The sequence below is a fragment of the Sulfurirhabdus autotrophica genome, assembly GCF_004346685.1.
Lineage (GTDB): Bacteria > Pseudomonadota > Gammaproteobacteria > Burkholderiales > SMCO01 > Sulfurirhabdus > Sulfurirhabdus autotrophica.
Map to the genome: position 1 here is coordinate 34846 of NZ_SMCO01000013.1, position 17897 is coordinate 52742.

General features: G+C 46.8%; 19 protein-coding genes. 9 read left to right on the top strand and 10 right to left on the bottom strand.

Annotated features, from left to right (window positions below):
* Positions 1 to 30 precede the first annotated feature (30 nt).
* Entirely contained in the window at positions 31 to 828 is a 798-nt protein-coding gene (locus tag EDC63_RS12440) for a thiazole synthase (protein ID WP_124945085.1), read from the top strand.
* Between the two features lie 69 nt (positions 829 to 897).
* Here the strand turns inward: EDC63_RS12440 and EDC63_RS12445 are convergent, their stop codons facing one another.
* A complete protein-coding gene (locus EDC63_RS12445; protein ID WP_124945086.1) occupies positions 898 to 2814 on the bottom strand; it encodes a sensor domain-containing diguanylate cyclase in 1917 nt (638 codons plus the stop codon).
* Positions 2815 to 2984: 170 nt separating this feature from the next.
* Between EDC63_RS12445 and trmB the strand changes: the two genes are divergently transcribed.
* Positions 2985 to 3659, top strand: a complete 675-nt coding sequence (gene trmB, locus EDC63_RS12450) for a tRNA (guanosine(46)-N7)-methyltransferase TrmB (protein WP_124945087.1) — start codon at positions 2985 to 2987, stop codon at positions 3657 to 3659.
* Between the two features lie 46 nt (positions 3660 to 3705).
* The gene (locus EDC63_RS12455) at positions 3706 to 4059 is read left to right on the top strand and encodes a S24 family peptidase (protein WP_124945088.1); all 354 of its coding nucleotides are present in this window, start codon (positions 3706 to 3708) and stop codon (positions 4057 to 4059) included.
* Between the two features lie 97 nt (positions 4060 to 4156).
* On the opposite strand, the gene EDC63_RS12460 is transcribed toward EDC63_RS12455, so the two are convergent.
* From EDC63_RS12460 to EDC63_RS12500, 9 genes are all read right to left on the bottom strand, one after another.
* Positions 4157 to 4759, bottom strand: coding sequence for a nitroreductase family protein (locus EDC63_RS12460; protein WP_124945089.1), 603 nt, complete (start codon positions 4757 to 4759; stop codon positions 4157 to 4159).
* A gap of 71 nt (positions 4760 to 4830) precedes the next feature.
* Positions 4831 to 5058 carry a sulfurtransferase TusA family protein gene (locus tag EDC63_RS12465; protein WP_124945090.1) on the bottom strand — a complete coding sequence of 76 codons (228 nt, stop codon included), beginning with the start codon at positions 5056 to 5058 and terminating at the stop codon, positions 4831 to 4833.
* A gap of 12 nt (positions 5059 to 5070) precedes the next feature.
* On the bottom strand, positions 5071 to 5604 hold the full coding sequence (locus tag EDC63_RS12470) for a carboxymuconolactone decarboxylase family protein (protein ID WP_124945091.1): 534 nt from the start codon (positions 5602 to 5604) through the stop codon (positions 5071 to 5073).
* Between the two features lie 85 nt (positions 5605 to 5689).
* Positions 5690 to 6298: a TetR/AcrR family transcriptional regulator gene (locus tag EDC63_RS12475; RefSeq protein ID WP_124945092.1), complete on the bottom strand. Its 609-nt coding sequence runs from the start codon at positions 6296 to 6298 to the stop codon at positions 5690 to 5692.
* 32 nt (positions 6299 to 6330) lie between these two features.
* Positions 6331 to 7536 carry a radical SAM family heme chaperone HemW gene (gene hemW / locus EDC63_RS12480; protein ID WP_124945093.1) on the bottom strand — a complete coding sequence of 402 codons (1206 nt, stop codon included), beginning with the start codon at positions 7534 to 7536 and terminating at the stop codon, positions 6331 to 6333.
* Between the two features lie 68 nt (positions 7537 to 7604).
* Entirely contained in the window at positions 7605 to 8201 is a 597-nt protein-coding gene (gene rdgB, locus EDC63_RS12485) for an RdgB/HAM1 family non-canonical purine NTP pyrophosphatase (RefSeq protein WP_124945094.1), read from the bottom strand.
* A gap of 127 nt (positions 8202 to 8328) precedes the next feature.
* Entirely contained in the window at positions 8329 to 9045 is a 717-nt protein-coding gene (gene rph, locus EDC63_RS12490; RefSeq protein WP_124945095.1) for a ribonuclease PH, read from the bottom strand.
* A gap of 102 nt (positions 9046 to 9147) precedes the next feature.
* Positions 9148 to 10056 (bottom strand): PP2C family protein-serine/threonine phosphatase, encoded by a 909-nt coding sequence (locus EDC63_RS12495; protein WP_124945096.1) that lies wholly within the window; start codon positions 10054 to 10056, stop codon positions 9148 to 9150.
* A 39-nt stretch (positions 10057 to 10095) separates the two neighbouring features.
* The gene (locus EDC63_RS12500) at positions 10096 to 11043 is read right to left on the bottom strand and encodes a serine/threonine protein kinase (protein ID WP_124945097.1); all 948 of its coding nucleotides are present in this window, start codon (positions 11041 to 11043) and stop codon (positions 10096 to 10098) included.
* Positions 11044 to 11160: 117 nt separating this feature from the next.
* Between EDC63_RS12500 and EDC63_RS12505 the strand changes: the two genes are divergently transcribed.
* The 6 genes from EDC63_RS12505 (at position 11161) to recG (ending at position 17677) form a co-directional block, all read left to right on the top strand.
* On the top strand, positions 11161 to 12027 hold the full coding sequence (locus EDC63_RS12505; protein WP_124945098.1) for a YicC/YloC family endoribonuclease: 867 nt from the start codon (positions 11161 to 11163) through the stop codon (positions 12025 to 12027).
* Between the two features lie 39 nt (positions 12028 to 12066).
* A complete protein-coding gene (gmk, locus tag EDC63_RS12510; RefSeq protein WP_124945099.1) occupies positions 12067 to 12675 on the top strand; it encodes a guanylate kinase in 609 nt (202 codons plus the stop codon).
* Between the two features lie 15 nt (positions 12676 to 12690).
* A complete protein-coding gene (gene rpoZ / locus EDC63_RS12515; protein ID WP_124945100.1) occupies positions 12691 to 12897 on the top strand; it encodes a DNA-directed RNA polymerase subunit omega in 207 nt (68 codons plus the stop codon).
* Positions 12898 to 12970: 73 nt separating this feature from the next.
* A complete protein-coding gene (locus EDC63_RS12520; RefSeq protein WP_124945101.1) occupies positions 12971 to 15118 on the top strand; it encodes a RelA/SpoT family protein in 2148 nt (715 codons plus the stop codon).
* A 64-nt stretch (positions 15119 to 15182) separates the two neighbouring features.
* Positions 15183 to 15563, top strand: a complete 381-nt coding sequence (locus tag EDC63_RS12525) for a RidA family protein (RefSeq protein ID WP_132920937.1) — start codon at positions 15183 to 15185, stop codon at positions 15561 to 15563.
* A complete protein-coding gene (gene recG / locus EDC63_RS12530; RefSeq protein WP_124945102.1) occupies positions 15563 to 17677 on the top strand; it encodes an ATP-dependent DNA helicase RecG in 2115 nt (704 codons plus the stop codon). The genes EDC63_RS12525 and recG overlap by 1 nt, the downstream gene beginning before the upstream one ends.
* Positions 17678 to 17897 lie beyond the last annotated feature (220 nt).

Here is a 17897-nt window from a genome sequence, read left to right on the forward strand (position 1 = left end):
CGCAGATCAACGTTAATTATCAGGATCAACATGGACCAACTCGTTATAGCAGGCAAAACTTACCAATCACGCTTACTGGTAGGTACCGGCAAATATAAAGACTTTGACGAAACCCGCAAGGCCATTGAAGCCAGCGGAGCAGAAATTGTGACGGTGGCTATCCGCCGTACCAATATCGGGCAGAACGCCAATGAACCCAGCCTGCTGGATGCGGTACCCCCTTCAAAATATACCTATCTGCCGAATACCGCTGGCTGCTACTCTGCGGATGATGCTGTGCGGACGCTGCGTTTAGCGCGTGAACTACTTGATGGGCATGATCTGGTCAAACTGGAAGTACTGGGTGACCCGCATACGCTTTATCCAAACGTAGTAGAAACCATCAAGGCAGCTGAAACCTTGATCAAAGATGGATTTAAAGTCATGGTTTATACCAGCGACGACCCGATCATAGCCAAGCAACTGGAAGATATGGGCTGCGTTGCTGTGATGCCATTGGCTTCGCTGATCGGCTCTGGAATGGGTATTCTGAATCCATGGAATTTGCAGATCATCATTGAAAACGCAAAAATCCCAGTGATTGTTGATGCTGGAGTAGGTACTGCTTCGGATGCTGCCATTGCCATGGAACTGGGCTGCGCTGGCGTACTCATGAACACTGCCATAGCAGCCGCACAAAACCCGGTACTCATGGCCTCTGCCATGAACAAGGCGGTTCAGGCAGGTCGAGAAGCTTATCTGGCAGGCCGTATGCCGAAAAAACTTTATTCTGCCAGCCCAAGCTCACCTACCACCGGCATGATAAGCGGCACAAACAAAGCGGCATGAAATTAAATTCCATTCAAACTACCCTGCTCTCCAGATTCAAACGCTGAAGGAGAGTGGGAGCCCCTCTTTTTAAATCATCGGAGTCCACTCTTCCTCCCCCGGTTGCCCCATTTCATCTTCAAAGAAACGGTAGTTATTTCTACCCGTTTCTTTTGCATGATACATAGCGATATCACTCTTTTTCAGCAGCTCTACTTCATCATCACCATCATCAGGGAAAGTCGCTATACCAATGCTGGCACCAACACTCAATTCATGCCCTTTTACCATACAAGGTGCTTTCAACACATCCAGCAACTTCTGCGCCGCAACCCCCGCATCCTGAACATTTGCAACACTATGAAGCACCACCACAAATTCGTCACCCCCTTGGCGAGCCACCGTATCTTCGCTGCGAAGGCAGGAAACAAATCGTTCTGAAACGGCCACTAACAAACCGTCGCCTACATCGTGCCCAAGGGAGTCATTAATGGTTTTAAAATTATCAAGGTCAATAAAAAGTACAGCCGATTTTCCCCGGCTTCTCAAGGCTTGACATATCGTCTGCTGAATTCGGTCCTGGAGTAAAGTACGATTCGGCAATCCTGTTAATGCGTCATGATTCGCCAGGAATAAAATTCGTTTCTCGGACTCCTTACGAGCCGTGATATCCATGACCGAAACTATGAAAACTCGCTGCGAAGCAATAAGCACACTACTTGCCTTATATTCCAGCGGAAACTTCGTGCCATCTTTACGTAAGCCTTCGATTTCGCTGGCCTCATCACCAGACTCTCCATCCTTGCTTTCGCTATTATGGTTTAGCGTACCCTCTTTCCACTCAGGTAGCAGGTTAGTAATATGTTGCTCTGCAATCTCATCTTTTGCATAACCAAAAATACGTTCAGCAGCCGGGTTAAACGTTTCTATTAAGCCTTCATTGTTTACTGTGACAATCCCCACATCTACACTATCTACAATTCCACGAATTCGGGTCTCGCTATCCAGTAATGAAGCATTCACCTCACGCGCTTTCTGCTCCGATTTGGAAAGTCTTTGCACCAGCGGGGAAACAAGCCAGCGCAACATTAAAATACCCACCATCACCATAAACACGAGAAGCGGAATGACATATTTGAGTTGCTGTGTAACCGGTTGGAACAGCTCTGCCTGGTCCACCTTCAGTACCATTCCTATACCAATCTTACCTAACGGTGCATAGGCTGCCACCACATTTTCTTTTCGGTAATCCTTCGCAAAAATAATCCCGGATTTACCTTTCAAAGCGTAATCCATTGGCAAAGCTCTTCCATTCAACACTCTGGGGAATCGCTTTAGTATTTTGTTAAATAATGTCGAAGGCAAGCATTGCATTTCCTGCTGTAAAGGAGCGCATATTGCAAGTTCATACGACGCCCCCAGCACGCTAGCTTCGTTTAGCAATTGCATCAGCAACGGGCTGACTGTTTCCACGCTTACCGTACCAAAAATGCGCCCGGTTGCATCTTTTATTTCTGCTGTCGTGCGTTGAATGATTTTACCTTCCCATAATAAAGATGAAGGGTAGGCAGTATTTAACGGTATATTTAACTCAGGATTTTGTGAGAATTGCCCGGCACGGACTACTTCTTTTCCATTTATATCTGTAAAAACGATGCCGGTAACTTCATTAATTAAAAAAGATTTTGCTGCGCGCTGCAATGCTTTAAGTGCTTTTTCATCCTGAGGATTCAAAGCAATTTGCTGAAGGCTTTCAATCAAAAAAGGGCGGGTTGCTATGAGATTGGTACTGCCCACCCCTTCAGTTATCTGTTTCTCAAATAGATAAACTTTATTTTGCAAAGACGTTTCAAGACTCTTGCCCAGAATTGATTCAGTCAGTTGCATCATCATGCCATATACAGCAAACCCCGTCAGGATGGTTAACAGCACCAGTATCAGCCCGCCAATAAAGTCAATGCGACGATGATCCTGGCTCGGCTGCCCCTTAACTTTCTCAATTACCATGCAAGTTTTCCGATTTCGCTTTATGCATTATTATCATTCAGGACATCACACCCCATGATTGGAATGTTTAGTCAAATATACTTATATAATCAGCGGATAACAAGCCTATTACTGCCAAATAACTCAAGACTTCTGTAGAATAGCGTTTCTGTTCGAATTTATTTAAAACCATGACTACCCAACATCGCCCTATTCGCAGCTTTGTCCTTCGCCAAGGCCGTGTATCCAATGCGCAACAACGCTCGTTTGATACGCTTATGCCTGCATTTGGACTAACGTATTCGGAAACAACCGTTGATCTGACGCAAGCCTTCGGCAGAACCGCACCCAAGATACTCGAGATAGGTTTTGGCATGGGGGAGCCCACAGCGCACATTGCACAACACCACCCTGAGAATGATTACCTGGGTGTTGAAGTTCACATGCCCGGGGTAGGCAGCCTGCTGAAACAGATTGAGGAATTAGGGCTGACCAATATTCGCCTCATTCAACATGATGCCGTAGAGGTGCTCAAAAACATGATTGCACCTGCAACGCTGGATGGTGTGCATATTTTCTTTCCTGACCCTTGGCATAAAAAGCGCCATAATAAGCGCCGGCTGATCCAGGCCGACTTTGTTTCTTTGCTTTGTGACCGTCTCAAGCCTGGTGGATATCTGCATGTCGCCACCGATTGGCAGGATTACGCAGAACAAGTACTTGAAGTACTTAATAACGAGCCTAATCTGATCAATACGGCTGATGACTATGCGCCAAAACCTGAATACCGCCCCCTCACTAAATTTGAACAACGGGGTTTGCGGTTAGGTCACGGTGTGTGGGATCTTGTCTTTAAACGCAAATAAATAGCATTCTATTCTTTACAGATGAATACATGAAAGGAATCAAATAATGTCTTCACCAAAAATTATTCCCATCTCTGCTGACGAAGCGGGTACCGATTGTGGCGGGGGCGAACCGTTTGCTCTGATGGTGCTGGGCGACAGCATGCTACCCGAATTTGAAGAGGGTGAGATTATCGTGATTGAACCCGGCGGGCTTGTTCATGATGGTTCTTACGTGATTGCCATGCACAATGATGAACCTATTTTCCGTCAGGTGGTGATTTCAGAAGAGCGATGGTTTCTTAAACCATTAAACGATTTATTTCCGGTACTGGAAATTTCTGGCCTGGATGCGATCAAAGGCGTCATTATCCTGAAAAAGAAGCCGGGAAGAAGACGCGCACAAAAATCTTATATTTAGTTCAGAAACATACCTCATTTAGTCACGTCTATAGCGTTCACTTTGAGCATAAACGCTATAGACCCTGCTGCCATAATCGTTAAAAGCTACCTTTTTCTCAGAATCGATTGTTAATGATGACTTCCTGCAACGGCAGCTGACCACCCCTGGGCCAGGGTTCTTTCATTCCTTTGCCAATCGCCAACATCATCGTTACCACATGGTCTTCAGGTAGATGGACCAACTTACCTACCGCATCAAAATCAAAACCATCCATGGGGCAGCATGCATATCCCATTTCCTGTGCTTCCAGCATCATTGCCATCGCCGCTATGCCGCATGAACGCATAGCTTCATCTCTTTGTACTTGCTCCCTTCCCGAATAGTATTGGGTAATGGCCGGCACCATAAATTCCTGAACTGGCTGGGGCGCATTGCGCCAATAGCGTGCGGTATCTTTCTCCCATGATTTCAGATCTGCGCATATCACCAATAACAATGATGCATCTGTTACCTGCGCCTGATCCCAGGCTGCTTTCCGGATTTCCTGCCTAAGCGCAGGATCGCTTACCTGTACAAAACGCCAGTTCTGAATATTGAATGCACTAGGGGATAAGATAGCCAGTGACAGTAATTTTGTTATTTCATCTTCCGTCATTTTATGTTCAGGATCGTACGCTTTCACTGAACGACGTTGTGTTATTGCTGCGGATACATCCATATTTTTTCCTCACTTTTAGGTAGAATGGTAGCGACAACAAACGCTCTTTCAATTTGCTGTCGCTTCTTTGTTTATTTCTTTTTCATGAAAAATGTGTACTCTGAACCTGCCTCTGCAGATGACAAAAGTTCATTGCCCGTTTGTTTAGCAAATGCCTGAAAATCTTTAATTGCACCAGGATCCGTTGCCATAATTTTCAATACTTGCCCCGCCACCAATTCATTTAAAGCTTTCTTGCTCCGTAAAATCGGCAGGGGACAGTTTAATCCCCGTGCATCCAGTTCTTTATCGTAGTTCATTTCACTCACTCCTTAAAGATCATTTTCAATTTTGAATGTATTAAACACCACATCTATAGCGATATTTCGTGCCCCATGGAACACCGCATCCATGATTTCGCTTTCAGCCCATCCCAGCGTTTTAAGCTTGTCCAGATCCGTTGATTGAACACTTTTCGGATTTTGAGTTGCTTTCAAAACAAATAAAAGCATAGCTTTATCTTTCTCTTCTAATGGCGCATTCTGGGGATTCTGTTTTGTTGCCATGACTTGATCAATAGATAATCCAGCCATATTAATTAACATATTCTCGTTCATCCCTACACAGTACTCACATTGATTGTCCTGGGAGACCAACATTCGGACCATAGCCAGCAATGGAAAGCTTAACGTGGGATGTTGCATGTAATAGCCCATGTTTTGCCACTGCTGCTCTAAAAGATCCGGGCTGCTACTAAACAACTGCATCCCATTCGGCACCCTGCCAATCACCTCATGAATTTGTCCGTAAATGTGCGCCACTTTACCACCCGCTTTTTCTGGGGATATTGTCTGAATCATTGCCATTTCATTCTCCTTTAATACCAACCGTTTGGTATGTATGTAAAAAATAAACATCTGCAACTTTTGCCTCTAAACGACAACCGACCTGCTACTTCTTTACCACCATCAGGCCTTGCACATATCCATGTAACTGATTCATGCAAAGCTTAAACGTCTCTATGGATTGCAATGATTTAGCAATTCCGATACACCCTTCCCAAGCCGATACAACAAACAGCGCAGCGGCATTACAATCTATTTCAGCCTTAATCACGCCCTGTTTTTGTCCCATTTCAAGCGCTTCAGTCACGGTAAGCCGCCACTGATTGATTACTGCGTTCAACTTTTCTTTAAATACAGGGTCAAGAGGACTCATTTCCTGCATCAGGTTGTTTAACGGGCAACCTAACATAATGAAATCCGGTGCGATCTTTTTATCTATCCCGGAAATAATATCCAGCAATGTTTCAACCGGGTGCCTGCTCTCTCGTAAAGGCGTAAATATCATGGAATCAAGTCGCGGACCAATCACTTCTTCCACTACTGCAAGGCCCAGCGCCTGCTTGGTAGGAAAGTGATGGTAAAACGCCCCTTTGGTGAGTGCAGTATCTTCCAGAATATTGGAAACACTGGCTGCCTGATAGCCTTGACGATGCATCTCACAAAAAGCGGACTGCAATAACTTTTCACGTGTTAAATCACGTTGCTTTACTTTCATGTTCAAATTAGATACCAACCGGTATGTATGTGTCAAGCATTGAATTCATCACCGGGAAGAAATATCGTCAGCAAATCATTAAGAAATCGCTCCCCAACAGGTGTAGGGGCGATACGTGAGTGATCACGTACTATCAGGCCACGCTTTTCTGCTTCAACCAATTGTTTTTCGATTACTTTAACAGGCAATCCAGTACGCTCCTGAAAAAGCGCTAAAGGAAACCCGCCCGTTAATCGCAGTGCGTTCATCATGAACTCAAATCCCATATCCTTGCGCAATACCGGGTGCTCCTCTTGCACAGGCGCACCATTCTGCACGCTATCCATATAGGCTTTTGGCTGCTTATAGCGCATCTGGCGCAATACCTTATCGGGCAAACTGATTTTGCTATGAGCACCTGCGCCTATACCGACATAATCGCCAAACTGCCAATAATTCAGATTATGCCGACATTGATTACCTTTCAAAGCAAACGCCGAAGTTTCATAATGTTCATATTCAGCATGCCCCAACCTTTCTTCAATCATGATCTGCATTTCGGCAGACAAGTCATCATCCGGCAACTGGGGTGGCTGACGGTAAAAAAGCGTATTGGGTTCAAGCGTCAGGTGGTAAGCAGAGAGATGTGGTGGAGCAAATGCAATGGCTTGTTCCATATCTTGCTCAGCTTCCCGCAGCGATTGCCCTGGCAATGCATACATGATGTCCAGATTGAAATTATCAAAAAACTGGTGGGCTATTTCTACCGCTTTACGCGCCTGTTGGTCGTCGTGTATACGGCCTAATTCTTTCAAATGCTTAGCATTAAAACTCTGAATACCAATAGACAACCGGTTCACTCCGGCCTCCCTGAATCCACGAAATTTTTCCACTTCAAAAGTGCCCGGATTTGCTTCCAGCGTAATTTCCGCATCGCAATCCAGTCGCACTCTCGCCCTCACCATTCCCAAAATATCATCTATCGCTTTGGCGGACAGTAAACTGGGAGTTCCACCCCCAAAAAAGATAGAGTGAATACTACGCCCCCAGATCAATGGCAGCACCGATTCCAGATCCTGAGTTAGGGCTGCCACATAAGCTTCCTCGGGAACCTCGTTGCGCGCCTCATGAGAATTAAAATCACAATAAGGACATTTTTTAACGCACCAGGGAATATGAATATAAAGACTGAGTGGGGGTAATGCGGTGAATTGAATGTCAGCAGAGGCTAACAAAGGCGACATAACTACGGATGCCATGACACGCTAACCTTTAGCGCGACAGGCTACAAAACTACCGGCAAATAACATTACTGAAAGGGAAGCATTCATTCGATACTGCTCAATTTTAGCTTGATCAATAATTCAGCCAGCGCCTTACCCCGATGACTGATTGCATTCTTAACATCCATCGATAATTCAGCGCCTGTTTGATCCAGCCCCGGCACCAGAAAATAAGGATCATATCCGAACCCACCACTACCACGCGGAGTATGCAGGATTTCACCCTCCCATATACCTTCAGCAATCAATGGTTGCGGATCGTGGGGATGACGAACCAGCACAATGACACAGTAGTAATGCGCTTTGCGATTCACTTCATGGGCTAGCGATTCCAGCAGTTTTGCATTATTACGTTCGTCAGACTTCGGCTCACCAGCAAAACGAGCGGAGTAAACCCCCGGCGCACCATTTAATGCGTCCACACAGATTCCGGAATCATCGGCTAACGCGGGCAAACCAGAGAGTTCAGAAGCATGACGGGCTTTGGCGAGACAGTTTTCGATAAAGGTACAATGCGGCTCTTCCGCTTCAGGGATATTGAAAACGGATTGGGGTAACACCTCCATGCCCAAGGGACTCAGAATGCGATCAATTTCCCTTAATTTCCCGGGATTATTGCTGGCGATGACGAGTTTTTTCATATTTGTACCTTAGCTTAACCACAGAGGCGCAGAGAAAACAAAAAATCGGGAAGCCGAGTTAGTTCAAGCAAGGCTGGTTGCAAACTTTGAATAATCAAATGATGTCCTGCTCCCTTGCGGTAAAAAATCAAATCACAAGCGCTGTCTTCTGCGCAGCAACCAGCTGCTGGATACCACTCTGTGCCAAATCAAGCATTGCGCCCATTTCTTCACGGCTGAATGGCGCACCTTCGGCAGTGCCCTGCACTTCAACAAAACCACCACTACCTGTCATCACGACATTCATGTCGGTATCACAGTCAGAATCTTCCAAATAATCCAGATCCAAAACCGGCACACCTTTATACACACCTACCGATATCGCACCAACAAAATCTGACAGTGGTGACTCAGCTATCAACTTCTTTTCCAGCAAAAGGGTGATTGCATCATGCACCGCAACAAATGCCCCTGTAATACTGGCAGTACGCGTACCCCCATCAGCCTGAATCACATCGCAATCAACATGAATAGTCCGCTCGCCTAATTTCGTCAGATCAACCACTGCACGCAAGCTGCGCCCAATCAGACGCTGAATTTCCTGGGTACGTCCTGACTGTTTTCCGCGCGCAGCTTCCCGGTCCATCCTGCTATCGGTAGACCGCGGCAACATACCGTATTCGGCCGTCATCCAGCCCTGATTTTTGCCTTTCAAAAATCCGGGTACTTTTTCAACCACACTTGCCGTGCAAATGACTTTGGTATCTCCGCATTCAATGAGTACAGACCCTTCTGCATGTTTGGTATAGTGGCGCGTAATGCGAATATTGCGAAGCTGGTCTGGTTTGCGGTTACTTGGTCGCATGAATACACCTTTAATATAGATAAAGCCCCATCACTTTATGGGGCATAAAGTGAACGCTGAACTGTTTTGTCTGAAACCGGCAGGCCTTTGGCCAATATTTTGTTATTTGGTGTATTTCTTGATTGCCATCTGAATTTCTGAAATAGCGCGTTCAATATCTTCTTCTGTCACATCCCCACCTTCTTTCGGAATATCAAACGTGTCCATTTTGGTTGTAAATGTATCTACGGGCATGGCAGCGGTTGAAACAGGATCTTGCTGAACCAGTCGGGTCGGGTCACCCCATATCATTGCAACACCGCTCAAATTATCGCCATCTTCGCCACCGCGAAACTCCGCGTGATCCAGCAATTCAGGCAATGCCTGATTGATTGGGTAGGTTTGCAATATTGCGGCTATCTCATTATTGGTTAGCTCTCCCCAAAGCCCGTCTGAACACAATAGAAAAGCATCTCCCTCACGTACCGGGGTTTTTTTGGAATATTCGATTTCAGGTGGCATCATACCGCCCAGGCAATTGTAAATTTTATTCCGATCCGGATGGGTTACCATCTGCTCTTCAGTAATTTTGCCATCTTCGAACAACTGCTGCACGCGAGAATGATCGCGAGTACGGGAAATCAAATTTGCACCACGAAACATATATAAACGCGAATCGCCCACATGAGCCCAGTAAGCCGCATCACCTTGAATAACACACGCTACACAAGTGGTTCGCGGGTTTTCCAGCAATTCGTGATCAACAGCATAATCCCCAATTGCGTGATGAGCAGCAAAAATGCCTTCAGTCAGAAAATCAAACGGATTACTCAGTACGGGCGCAGCTTGTTTCTGGAAGGACTCGGCAATCATCTGAACCGTTATCTGGGCTGCCACCTCACCATGCAAATGCCCTCCCATACCGTCAGCAATCACCATCAACAAGGCTTCCTTGCTGTAAGAATAAGCTACACGGTCCTGATTATATTTGCGTCCGCCCTGGCGACTGGACTGGTAAATTGAAAATTTCATTTCATTCCATTTAAACGAATGACAGTAAAAGAGTAGGGACTAAAAGATTTCTTTATTAAACGTTTTTTTTATACTGGCCATCAAAGTACGCTTCGGAGCAACGACTGGATCATCGATTTTTTCCATCAATGCTTTTTGCAAAGTGAATACGCTTTGCGGTCTTTCCATGTAATCCAGTTGCAAACAACTGTCTATTATTTCAAGTAACTGTTCGGAATACTTACCGGCCCAGAGTATTTTTGCAGAAGCCACCTTGTCTTCATTTACCCGCACATCTGCAGCTTGCGGAGCAAAGCCAGCCAGACAGGCAAACAAGCTGGCGCCTACACTATAGATATCGGTCCACGGTCCCAATAGCTCACGGTTCTTATATTGCTCAGGAGCAGCAAATCCCGGCGTGTACATGGGCGATAGCTTGGATTTTTCATTTGTAAGGGTTTGACGAGCTGCGCCAAAGTCCAGCAAAACGGGCGAACCATCCAGCCGGATATAAATATTAGAAGGTTTAATATCCAGATGCAGCACTTTATGAGTATGAACTTCACGGAGTCCATTCAGTAATTCGGCAAACACCCGACGAATAAATCCTTCTTTAACCTTATTCTTATTTGCTTGTATATGTTCCTGCAGTGTTTTCCCCCGCTCATACTGCATGACCATATAAACTGTTTCATTGGCCCGAAAGAAATTCACCACGCGCACTACGTTAGGATGGGTAATTTTAGCCAGCGCCCGCCCTTCCTCAAAAAAACACTTCATGCCATAGCGAAAGGTAGTGAGATTTTCTGCTGAAGTGGCCGCGACGATCGAGCCTTCCTGGCGTAACGCCAGAGAGTTGGGCAGGTATTCCTTGATTGCAACAGGAGTACCATGTTCATCGTACGCCAGATATACCATGCTGAAACCACCCCCACTCAGTTGTCTTGAGATGCGGTAATTTTGCAGTTGGTATCCATCAGGTAACGATTGATTAGGTTGTAAGGCCATGCTGAGCGATTGTATGATAATTATTTAGATACATTTTCAGCATTTGTTAGAATAAAGTAAAGCATTCTTAACATTTCAAAATTTACTTATATAGGCTCGCGCCCCTCTGGAGTTCCAATGATCTATAGTATGACTGGCTTTGCAGCTGTCACCATCGAATTACCGCAGGGATCTTTGAGTCTGGATTTAAGGTCTGTCAATCACCGTTATCTGGAAATTCAGTTTCGCCTGAGCGATGATTTCAGAATGCTGGAGTCTAATATGCGAGAAGCCATCGCAAAACAGCTTACGCGTGGAAAAGTGGAATGTCGCTTGAATTTCAGCGAGCGCGAAGCCGGGAATAAACCGTTGGAAATCAATACCGATCTGCTATTGCAACTTGGTCTACTTAACAAAAAAGTGCAGGAACAGCTACCGGATAGCCAGAGTCTGCGCGTGCTGGACATTCTCAAATGGCCGGGCATACTTGGCCAGAACACCCTCGCAGCAGAAAGCTTACGCGACGAATGCCTGCCTTTGCTGCAACGTGCGCTCGACGAGTTGCGTGCCACTCGCGAGCGTGAAGGTGAAAAACTCAAAGCCCTGCTACTGGAAAGAGTGGAACAGATTGAGGCGTTAATTATTGAAGTTGCACCTAAAATCCCGACATTACTCAGAAACCATCAGGAAAAACTGGCTACACGCCTGAAGGAAGTGATGGGGAACGGTGATGATGACAGAATCCGGCAAGAGTTAGCCCTGTTTGCGCAGAAAATTGATGTAGATGAAGAACTTTCGCGCCTTAAAACCCATCTGAGTGAAGTCAAACGGGTATTACATGCAGGCGGTTCAACTGGCAAAAGACTTGATTTTCTGATGCAGGAACTGAACCGCGAAGCCAATACACTGGGTGCCAAATCTGTCGCAAGTGAAGTGTCGCAAACTTCTATGGAACTTAAAGTACTGATTGAGCAAATGCGGGAACAGATTCAGAATATTGAATAACCCAAGCTATTCATCCCAACCTAATTTAGAGTTTATTTTATGTCAGGCAATCTATTTGTTATCACCGCGCCTTCAGGCGCAGGTAAAACCAGCATGGTCCGGGAACTACTGTCAGCTGACAGCAATATTCAGCTGTCAATCTCTTACACCACGCGCCCGCCACGCCCTGGCGAAGTGAACGGCACTGACTACCATTTTATTTCGGAAGACACATTTTTAAGTATGCTGGAAAAAGGTGAGTTTCTCGAAAGTGCTGAAGTGTACGGCAATCGCTATGGCACTTCACATACGTGGATTTCCCAAAAAATGGAAAGCGGCACAGATATTTTGCTTGAAATTGACTGGCAAGGCGCTGCGCAGGTGCGAAAAATATTTCCTGAAACCCTGGGCATATTCATTCTCCCCCCTTCGCTGGAAGCACTGAGAGACCGATTGAAAAATCGGTCGCAGGATTCAGCCGAGGTCATTGAGCGAAGGATGCAAGCGGCACGCGAAGATATCAGTCACGTAGGTGAGTTTGATTATGTTATCATTAACAATGACTTCAAAGCAGCTGTTCAGGACCTGCTGGCGGTAGTCAGAGCTTCGCGCTTAACAACCCGGAAGCAGCTAGCCCGGCACAGCAACTTACTAACCCAGTTAAAATAAACCTAGAGGTATCAAATGGCTCGCATTACCGTTGACGACTGCATGAAAACGATTCACAACCGTTTTGAACTTACCCTGGTTGCTACCTATCGCGCCAGACAGATTGCCAATGGCAGCACCCCAATGGTAGATGGCCATCGTGACAAGCCTACTGTTATTGCCCTGCGCGAAATTTCAGAAGGCAAAGTCGGACTGGAAGTACTTAACAAAGGCCAAGCGTAGTTTTTCAGGGTGTGAGGAATTTGAAATCTGGATACCAAAAAATCAGTCTGTAACAACGTAACGAATCGTTTCCATGTCTCAAATTTCGACCCCACGCCGCACTCGTATGCCTGAAGCACTCGAGCTTACCAAACAACTTTCAACCTACCTCAAATCTGAAGACATCATGCAGGTTGAGGAAGCATTTCGCTTCAGCAAAGCTGCACACAAAGGGCAATTCCGCAAAAGCGGTGAACCCTATATTTCCCATCCTGTCGCTGTAACAACCATCCTCGCCGAATGGCATCTTGATGCACAAGCCTTGATGGCCGCACTATTGCATGATGTGGTTGAAGACACACTCACCACCAAAGAAGAAATTGCTATAAAGTTCGGCAAGCCCGTTGCGGAACTGGTGGACGGGGTCAGCAAACTCGACAAAATTGAATTCCAGACTCAAGAACACGCTCAAGCGGAAAATTTCCGCAAAATGCTGCTGGCCATGGCGCGCGATGTGCGCGTTATCCTCATCAAACTGGCTGACCGACTGCACAATATGCGCACGCTGGGTGCCATGAACGCTCAAAAACGTGAGCGTATCGCCCAGGAAACGCTGGAAATATATGCTCCGATTGCCAATCGCCTGGGGCTGAACAATATTTACGGTGAACTGGAAGACCTTAGCTTCCATCATCTGTATCCCAACCGCTACCGGGTACTGGCTAAAGCCGTCATGGCTGCACGCGGCAACCGCCGCGAAGTGGTCAGCAAGGTAGAGGATGCGATCAAACAGCGCCTCCAGAATGCAAATATCGAAGCCGTTGTTACTGGACGCGAGAAGCATCTTTACAGCATTTACAAGAAGATGCAAGGTAAATCCCTGACGTTCTCCGAAGTTTTCGATATTTACGGTTTTCGTGTCACCGTCAAGGACATACCGTCATGCTATCTGTCGCTGGGCGCTCTGCATTGCCTGTATAAGCCGATTCCCGGAAAGTTTAAAGACTACATTGCCATTCCCAAAGCGAATGGCTACCAGTCGTTGCACACTACTTTATTTGGCCCATTTGGCACACCGATTGAAGTACAGATTCGCACCACCGAAATGCATAAGGTTGCAGAAGCAGGAGTTGCTTCGCATTGGCTTTACAAGAGCTCGGATAGCGAACTTAACGATGTGCAGCAAAAAACCCACCAATGGTTACAAAGCTTGCTGGAAATTCAGTCTGAAAGCGGAGATTCGGTGGAATTTCTGGAACATATCAAGGTCGATCTTTTCCCTGATGAAGTCTATGTATTCACACCTCAGGGCAAGATCATGGCGCTACCCCGGGGCGCTACCGCCGTGGATTTTGCCTACGCTGTTCACACAGACGTGGGCAATCGCTGCGTGGCAGTAAAAATTAATCATGAAGTACTGCCACTGCGCACGGAACTACGCAATGGTGACCGCGTGGAAATCGTCACAGCGGCACATGCCAAACCCAATCCAGCCTGGTTACATTATGTGGTAACGGGCAAAGCGCGCTCCCATATTCGTCATTATCTGAAAACAATGCAATATGGTGAATCAGCTTCATTGGGCGAACGATTGCTTGATCAGGCATTGCGCGCACTCAGAGCAGAAACGAATGAAGTTGATGATGCGCATTGGGATAAGTTGCTACGTGAAACCGGCCTGAAATCCCGACAGGAAGTTATGGCTGATGTAGGATTGGGAAAAAGACTGGCAATCGTTGTTGCGCGTCAGTTAATGGCACAGGGCGAACCGCAAACTGGTGAGCGCAGGCAACTTGGCTCTATCACCATTCGCGGGTCGGAAGGCATGGCTGTGCAATTCGCCAAGTGCTGCCAACCCATTCCAGGCGACCCGATCATTGGTTTCATCAAAAAAGGTCAAGGTATCCTGGTTCATACCCACGACTGTCCTTCTGTGTCTCAATTTCGCACCGACCCTGATAAATGGATAGATGTGGAATGGGATCCTGACACCAAAAAACTGTTCGACGTCAACATTAAGCTCGTCGTAGCGAATCAGCGCGGCGTTCTGGCAAAAATTGCAGCAGAAATTGCAGAAGCAGGATCGAACATCGACAAAGTAAGCATGGAAGAAGAAGATGGTAGCGCCTATACCACCATACACTTTATGCTCCAGGTAGAAAACCGCATGCATCTGGCGCAAGTCATGCGCAGCTTAAGAAAAATTCAGGAAGTTGTGAGAATCACAAGGGTAAAAGGCTAAAACCAACCCGCTTAAATTTTAAAGATTAGGCATTGAATCACTTGCTCAGAAAACAGGAATTATCATGACCAAACAAATTATCCAGACTCCCAATGCTCCCGCCGCTATCGGCACTTATTCACAAGCTGTAAAAGTAGGTAACACCGTTTACCTGTCCGGGCAGATCGGCCTGGACCCGGTATCCATGCAAATGGTGGAGAGTATAGATGACCAAATAGTACGCGTATTCGACAATCTAAAGGCTGTCGCTACCGCTTCTGGCGGCAGCTTGAATGATGTCGTGAAACTGAATATTTTTCTGACTGATCTTGGTCATTTCACTCGCGTGAACGAAATCATGGCTGCCTACTTTATAGAACCTTATCCGGCACGCGCTGCGGTGGGTGTGGCAGACTTGCCGCGAGGGGCACTGGTTGAAATGGACGGGGTATTATTTCTTGGCTGATGAGTACCGTTAAACCGCGTAAAATCCGGTCCACTACTTCCAAAGATACCGGGGAAGCGACTCCCCCGCTTATTCCCGGTGTTAGCAAACCTACTCTCGACAAACTGACCAAGCTTGGCATCAGCACTCCGTTAGATCTGATCCTGCATTTGCCCCTGCGTTACGAGGACGAGACACATCTCTATCCGATCAAACATGCCCCTCTTAACCAGACTGTGCTGGTGGAAGGCACGATTATTCGTGCGGATATAAAATATCGCCCCAAACGCACTTTGATCTGCCAGGTGGAAGACGCCAGCGGCGTGCTATTCATTCGCTTCCTGAATTTTTATGGTAGCCAGGTTCAGTCATTATCTCCCGGCGTAAAAGTGCGGCTGCTAGGGGAAATTCGTTACGGATTTTTTGGCTTGGAAATGGTACATCCAAAGTGCCGCACCCTTAAGGAAGATACTCCGCTCGCAGAATGCTTGACGCCAATTTACCCAACTACTGCTGGTCTTTCTCAAACCATACTCAACAAGCTGATCAAACGCACATTATCTACCATTGATCTGACGGACAGCCTGCCTGAAGCTATTTTCAGTCCATTGGGACTTTCAGGGTTTGCCGAGAGCGTGACGTACCTTCACCAGCCCCCGCCAGACGCTTCTCAACACCATCTCACTGAAAAAACACACCCGGCTTGGCGCCGCATTAAATTTGACGAACTGCTGGCACAGCAACTATCCATGCGCCTGCATTACAACAAGCGGCATAGCCAAAAAGCCCCTCGCTTAAAAAACCCCGGTCAACTAAAACAACAACTGCTGGACACGTTACCATTTTCACTGACAAAAGCGCAGCAGCGTGTCGAAAAAGAAATCAGCCGGGATCTCAATAAAGCCCATCCCATGCAACGTCTTCTACAAGGCGATGTCGGCAGCGGGAAAACGATCGTGGCAGCGCTTGCCGCAATGCAGACGATTGAAAGTGGCTTTCAGGCTGCCATCATGGCGCCTACGGAAATACTGGCAGAACAACATTATCGCAAATTATCTGGCTGGCTCGAGCCAATAGGCATTTCTGTCGCATGGCTTACGGCCAGCCTCCCAAAAAAAGATAAAACAGCCGCGCTGCAACGGGTGTCAGATGGCTCGGCACAGCTGGCAGTGGGCACCCACGCCCTGTTTCAGGAGCAAGTTAGTTTTAATAAGCTGGGTCTGGCTATCATTGATGAACAACACCGATTTGGGGTCCATCAGCGTCTTGCCCTGCGCATGAAAGGCATGGCCGAGGGTGCCGCCAGCAAATCACAACCACACCAGCTGATGATGAGCGCCACGCCTATACCGCGTACACTCTCCATGAGCTATTACGCGGATCTGGATGTCTCAGTCATCGACAAGCTTCCCCCCGGAAGAAGTCCTGTCATCACTAAGCTGGTAGCCGACAGCCGCCGCGATGAAATTATCGAGCGGATTCGACAGGCTTGTCTGACTGGCAAACAGGCATATTGGGTTTGCCCGCTGATTGAAGAATCCGAAAAACTGCAACTGCAAACAGCACTGGATACGTATCAGACTATCAGCCAGACGTTTCCCGAGTTAAAGGTAGGCCTGGTGCATGGCAGAATGCCCAATCTAGAGAAATCTGCCATGATGGCCGAATTTCAAAGCGGTAATGTGCAATTGCTTGTTGCGACGACCGTCATTGAAGTAGGAGTTGATGTGCCCAATGCCTCTCTCATGGTGATCGAGCATGCCGAACGAATGGGCTTGTCGCAATTACATCAGCTTCGAGGCAGAGTTGGACGCGGTACGTCACAAAGTGCCTGCATTTTGCTATACCAAAGCCCTCTCTCTGATACAGCGAGAATGCGTCTGAAAATCATTTATGAGAATACTGATGGTTTTGAGATATCAAGGCAAGATCTGCAGTTACGCGGCCCGGGGGAGTTTCTTGGGGCAAGGCAAAGCGGTGTCCCCATGCTGCGCTTTGCCAATCTCGATCAGGATAGTGATCTGCTAGAAGCAGCCCGAACCACCGCGGAGCTAATGTTGAAAGAACATAAACCCGCTGCAGAAAGCCATTTGCAGCGTTGGCTGAATAACAAAGAAGATTATCTCAAAGTGTAACTGCTTGCTAAAAACAATCAGGCATGCGACTGCATCCCCAAGCATCCTGTACCAAAAACACAAATTAAAAACGTCCCATCACCCGAAAAATAAACATTATCAGTTCAGGCATAAAGATTGCTTTATTAAAGTTATTACATGAACTGCCGATACATAGTTTGTTATTACCGCTATTCGACTAATACGTGGATGCTAGATAAAGCTCAACAAACAGATCATG

Coding starts and splice junctions, on each gene's coding strand:
- EDC63_RS12525 (WP_132920937.1), top strand. CDS start 15,183: ATGACCAAACAAATTATCCAGACTCCCAATGCTCCCGCCGCTATCGGC.
- recG (WP_124945102.1), top strand. CDS start 15,563: ATGAGTACCGTTAAACCGCGTAAAATCCGGTCCACTACTTCCAAAGAT.
- EDC63_RS12520 (WP_124945101.1), top strand. CDS start 12,971: ATGTCTCAAATTTCGACCCCACGCCGCACTCGTATGCCTGAAGCACTC.
- EDC63_RS12505 (WP_124945098.1), top strand. CDS start 11,161: ATGATCTATAGTATGACTGGCTTTGCAGCTGTCACCATCGAATTACCG.
- EDC63_RS12500 (WP_124945097.1), bottom strand. CDS start 11,043: ATGGCCTTACAACCTAATCAATCGTTACCTGATGGATACCAACTGCAA.
- EDC63_RS12440 (WP_124945085.1), top strand. CDS start 31: ATGGACCAACTCGTTATAGCAGGCAAAACTTACCAATCACGCTTACTG.
- gmk (WP_124945099.1), top strand. CDS start 12,067: ATGTCAGGCAATCTATTTGTTATCACCGCGCCTTCAGGCGCAGGTAAA.
- rph (WP_124945095.1), bottom strand. CDS start 9,045: ATGCGACCAAGTAACCGCAAACCAGACCAGCTTCGCAATATTCGCATT.
- EDC63_RS12470 (WP_124945091.1), bottom strand. CDS start 5,604: ATGGCAATGATTCAGACAATATCCCCAGAAAAAGCGGGTGGTAAAGTG.
- EDC63_RS12460 (WP_124945089.1), bottom strand. CDS start 4,759: ATGGATGTATCCGCAGCAATAACACAACGTCGTTCAGTGAAAGCGTAC.
- EDC63_RS12475 (WP_124945092.1), bottom strand. CDS start 6,298: ATGAAAGTAAAGCAACGTGATTTAACACGTGAAAAGTTATTGCAGTCC.
- rpoZ (WP_124945100.1), top strand. CDS start 12,691: ATGGCTCGCATTACCGTTGACGACTGCATGAAAACGATTCACAACCGT.
- rdgB (WP_124945094.1), bottom strand. CDS start 8,201: ATGAAAAAACTCGTCATCGCCAGCAATAATCCCGGGAAATTAAGGGAA.
- EDC63_RS12465 (WP_124945090.1), bottom strand. CDS start 5,058: ATGAACTACGATAAAGAACTGGATGCACGGGGATTAAACTGTCCCCTG.
- EDC63_RS12495 (WP_124945096.1), bottom strand. CDS start 10,056: ATGAAATTTTCAATTTACCAGTCCAGTCGCCAGGGCGGACGCAAATAT.
- hemW (WP_124945093.1), bottom strand. CDS start 7,536: ATGGCATCCGTAGTTATGTCGCCTTTGTTAGCCTCTGCTGACATTCAA.
- EDC63_RS12455 (WP_124945088.1), top strand. CDS start 3,706: ATGTCTTCACCAAAAATTATTCCCATCTCTGCTGACGAAGCGGGTACC.
- EDC63_RS12445 (WP_124945086.1), bottom strand. CDS start 2,814: ATGGTAATTGAGAAAGTTAAGGGGCAGCCGAGCCAGGATCATCGTCGC.
- trmB (WP_124945087.1), top strand. CDS start 2,985: ATGACTACCCAACATCGCCCTATTCGCAGCTTTGTCCTTCGCCAAGGC.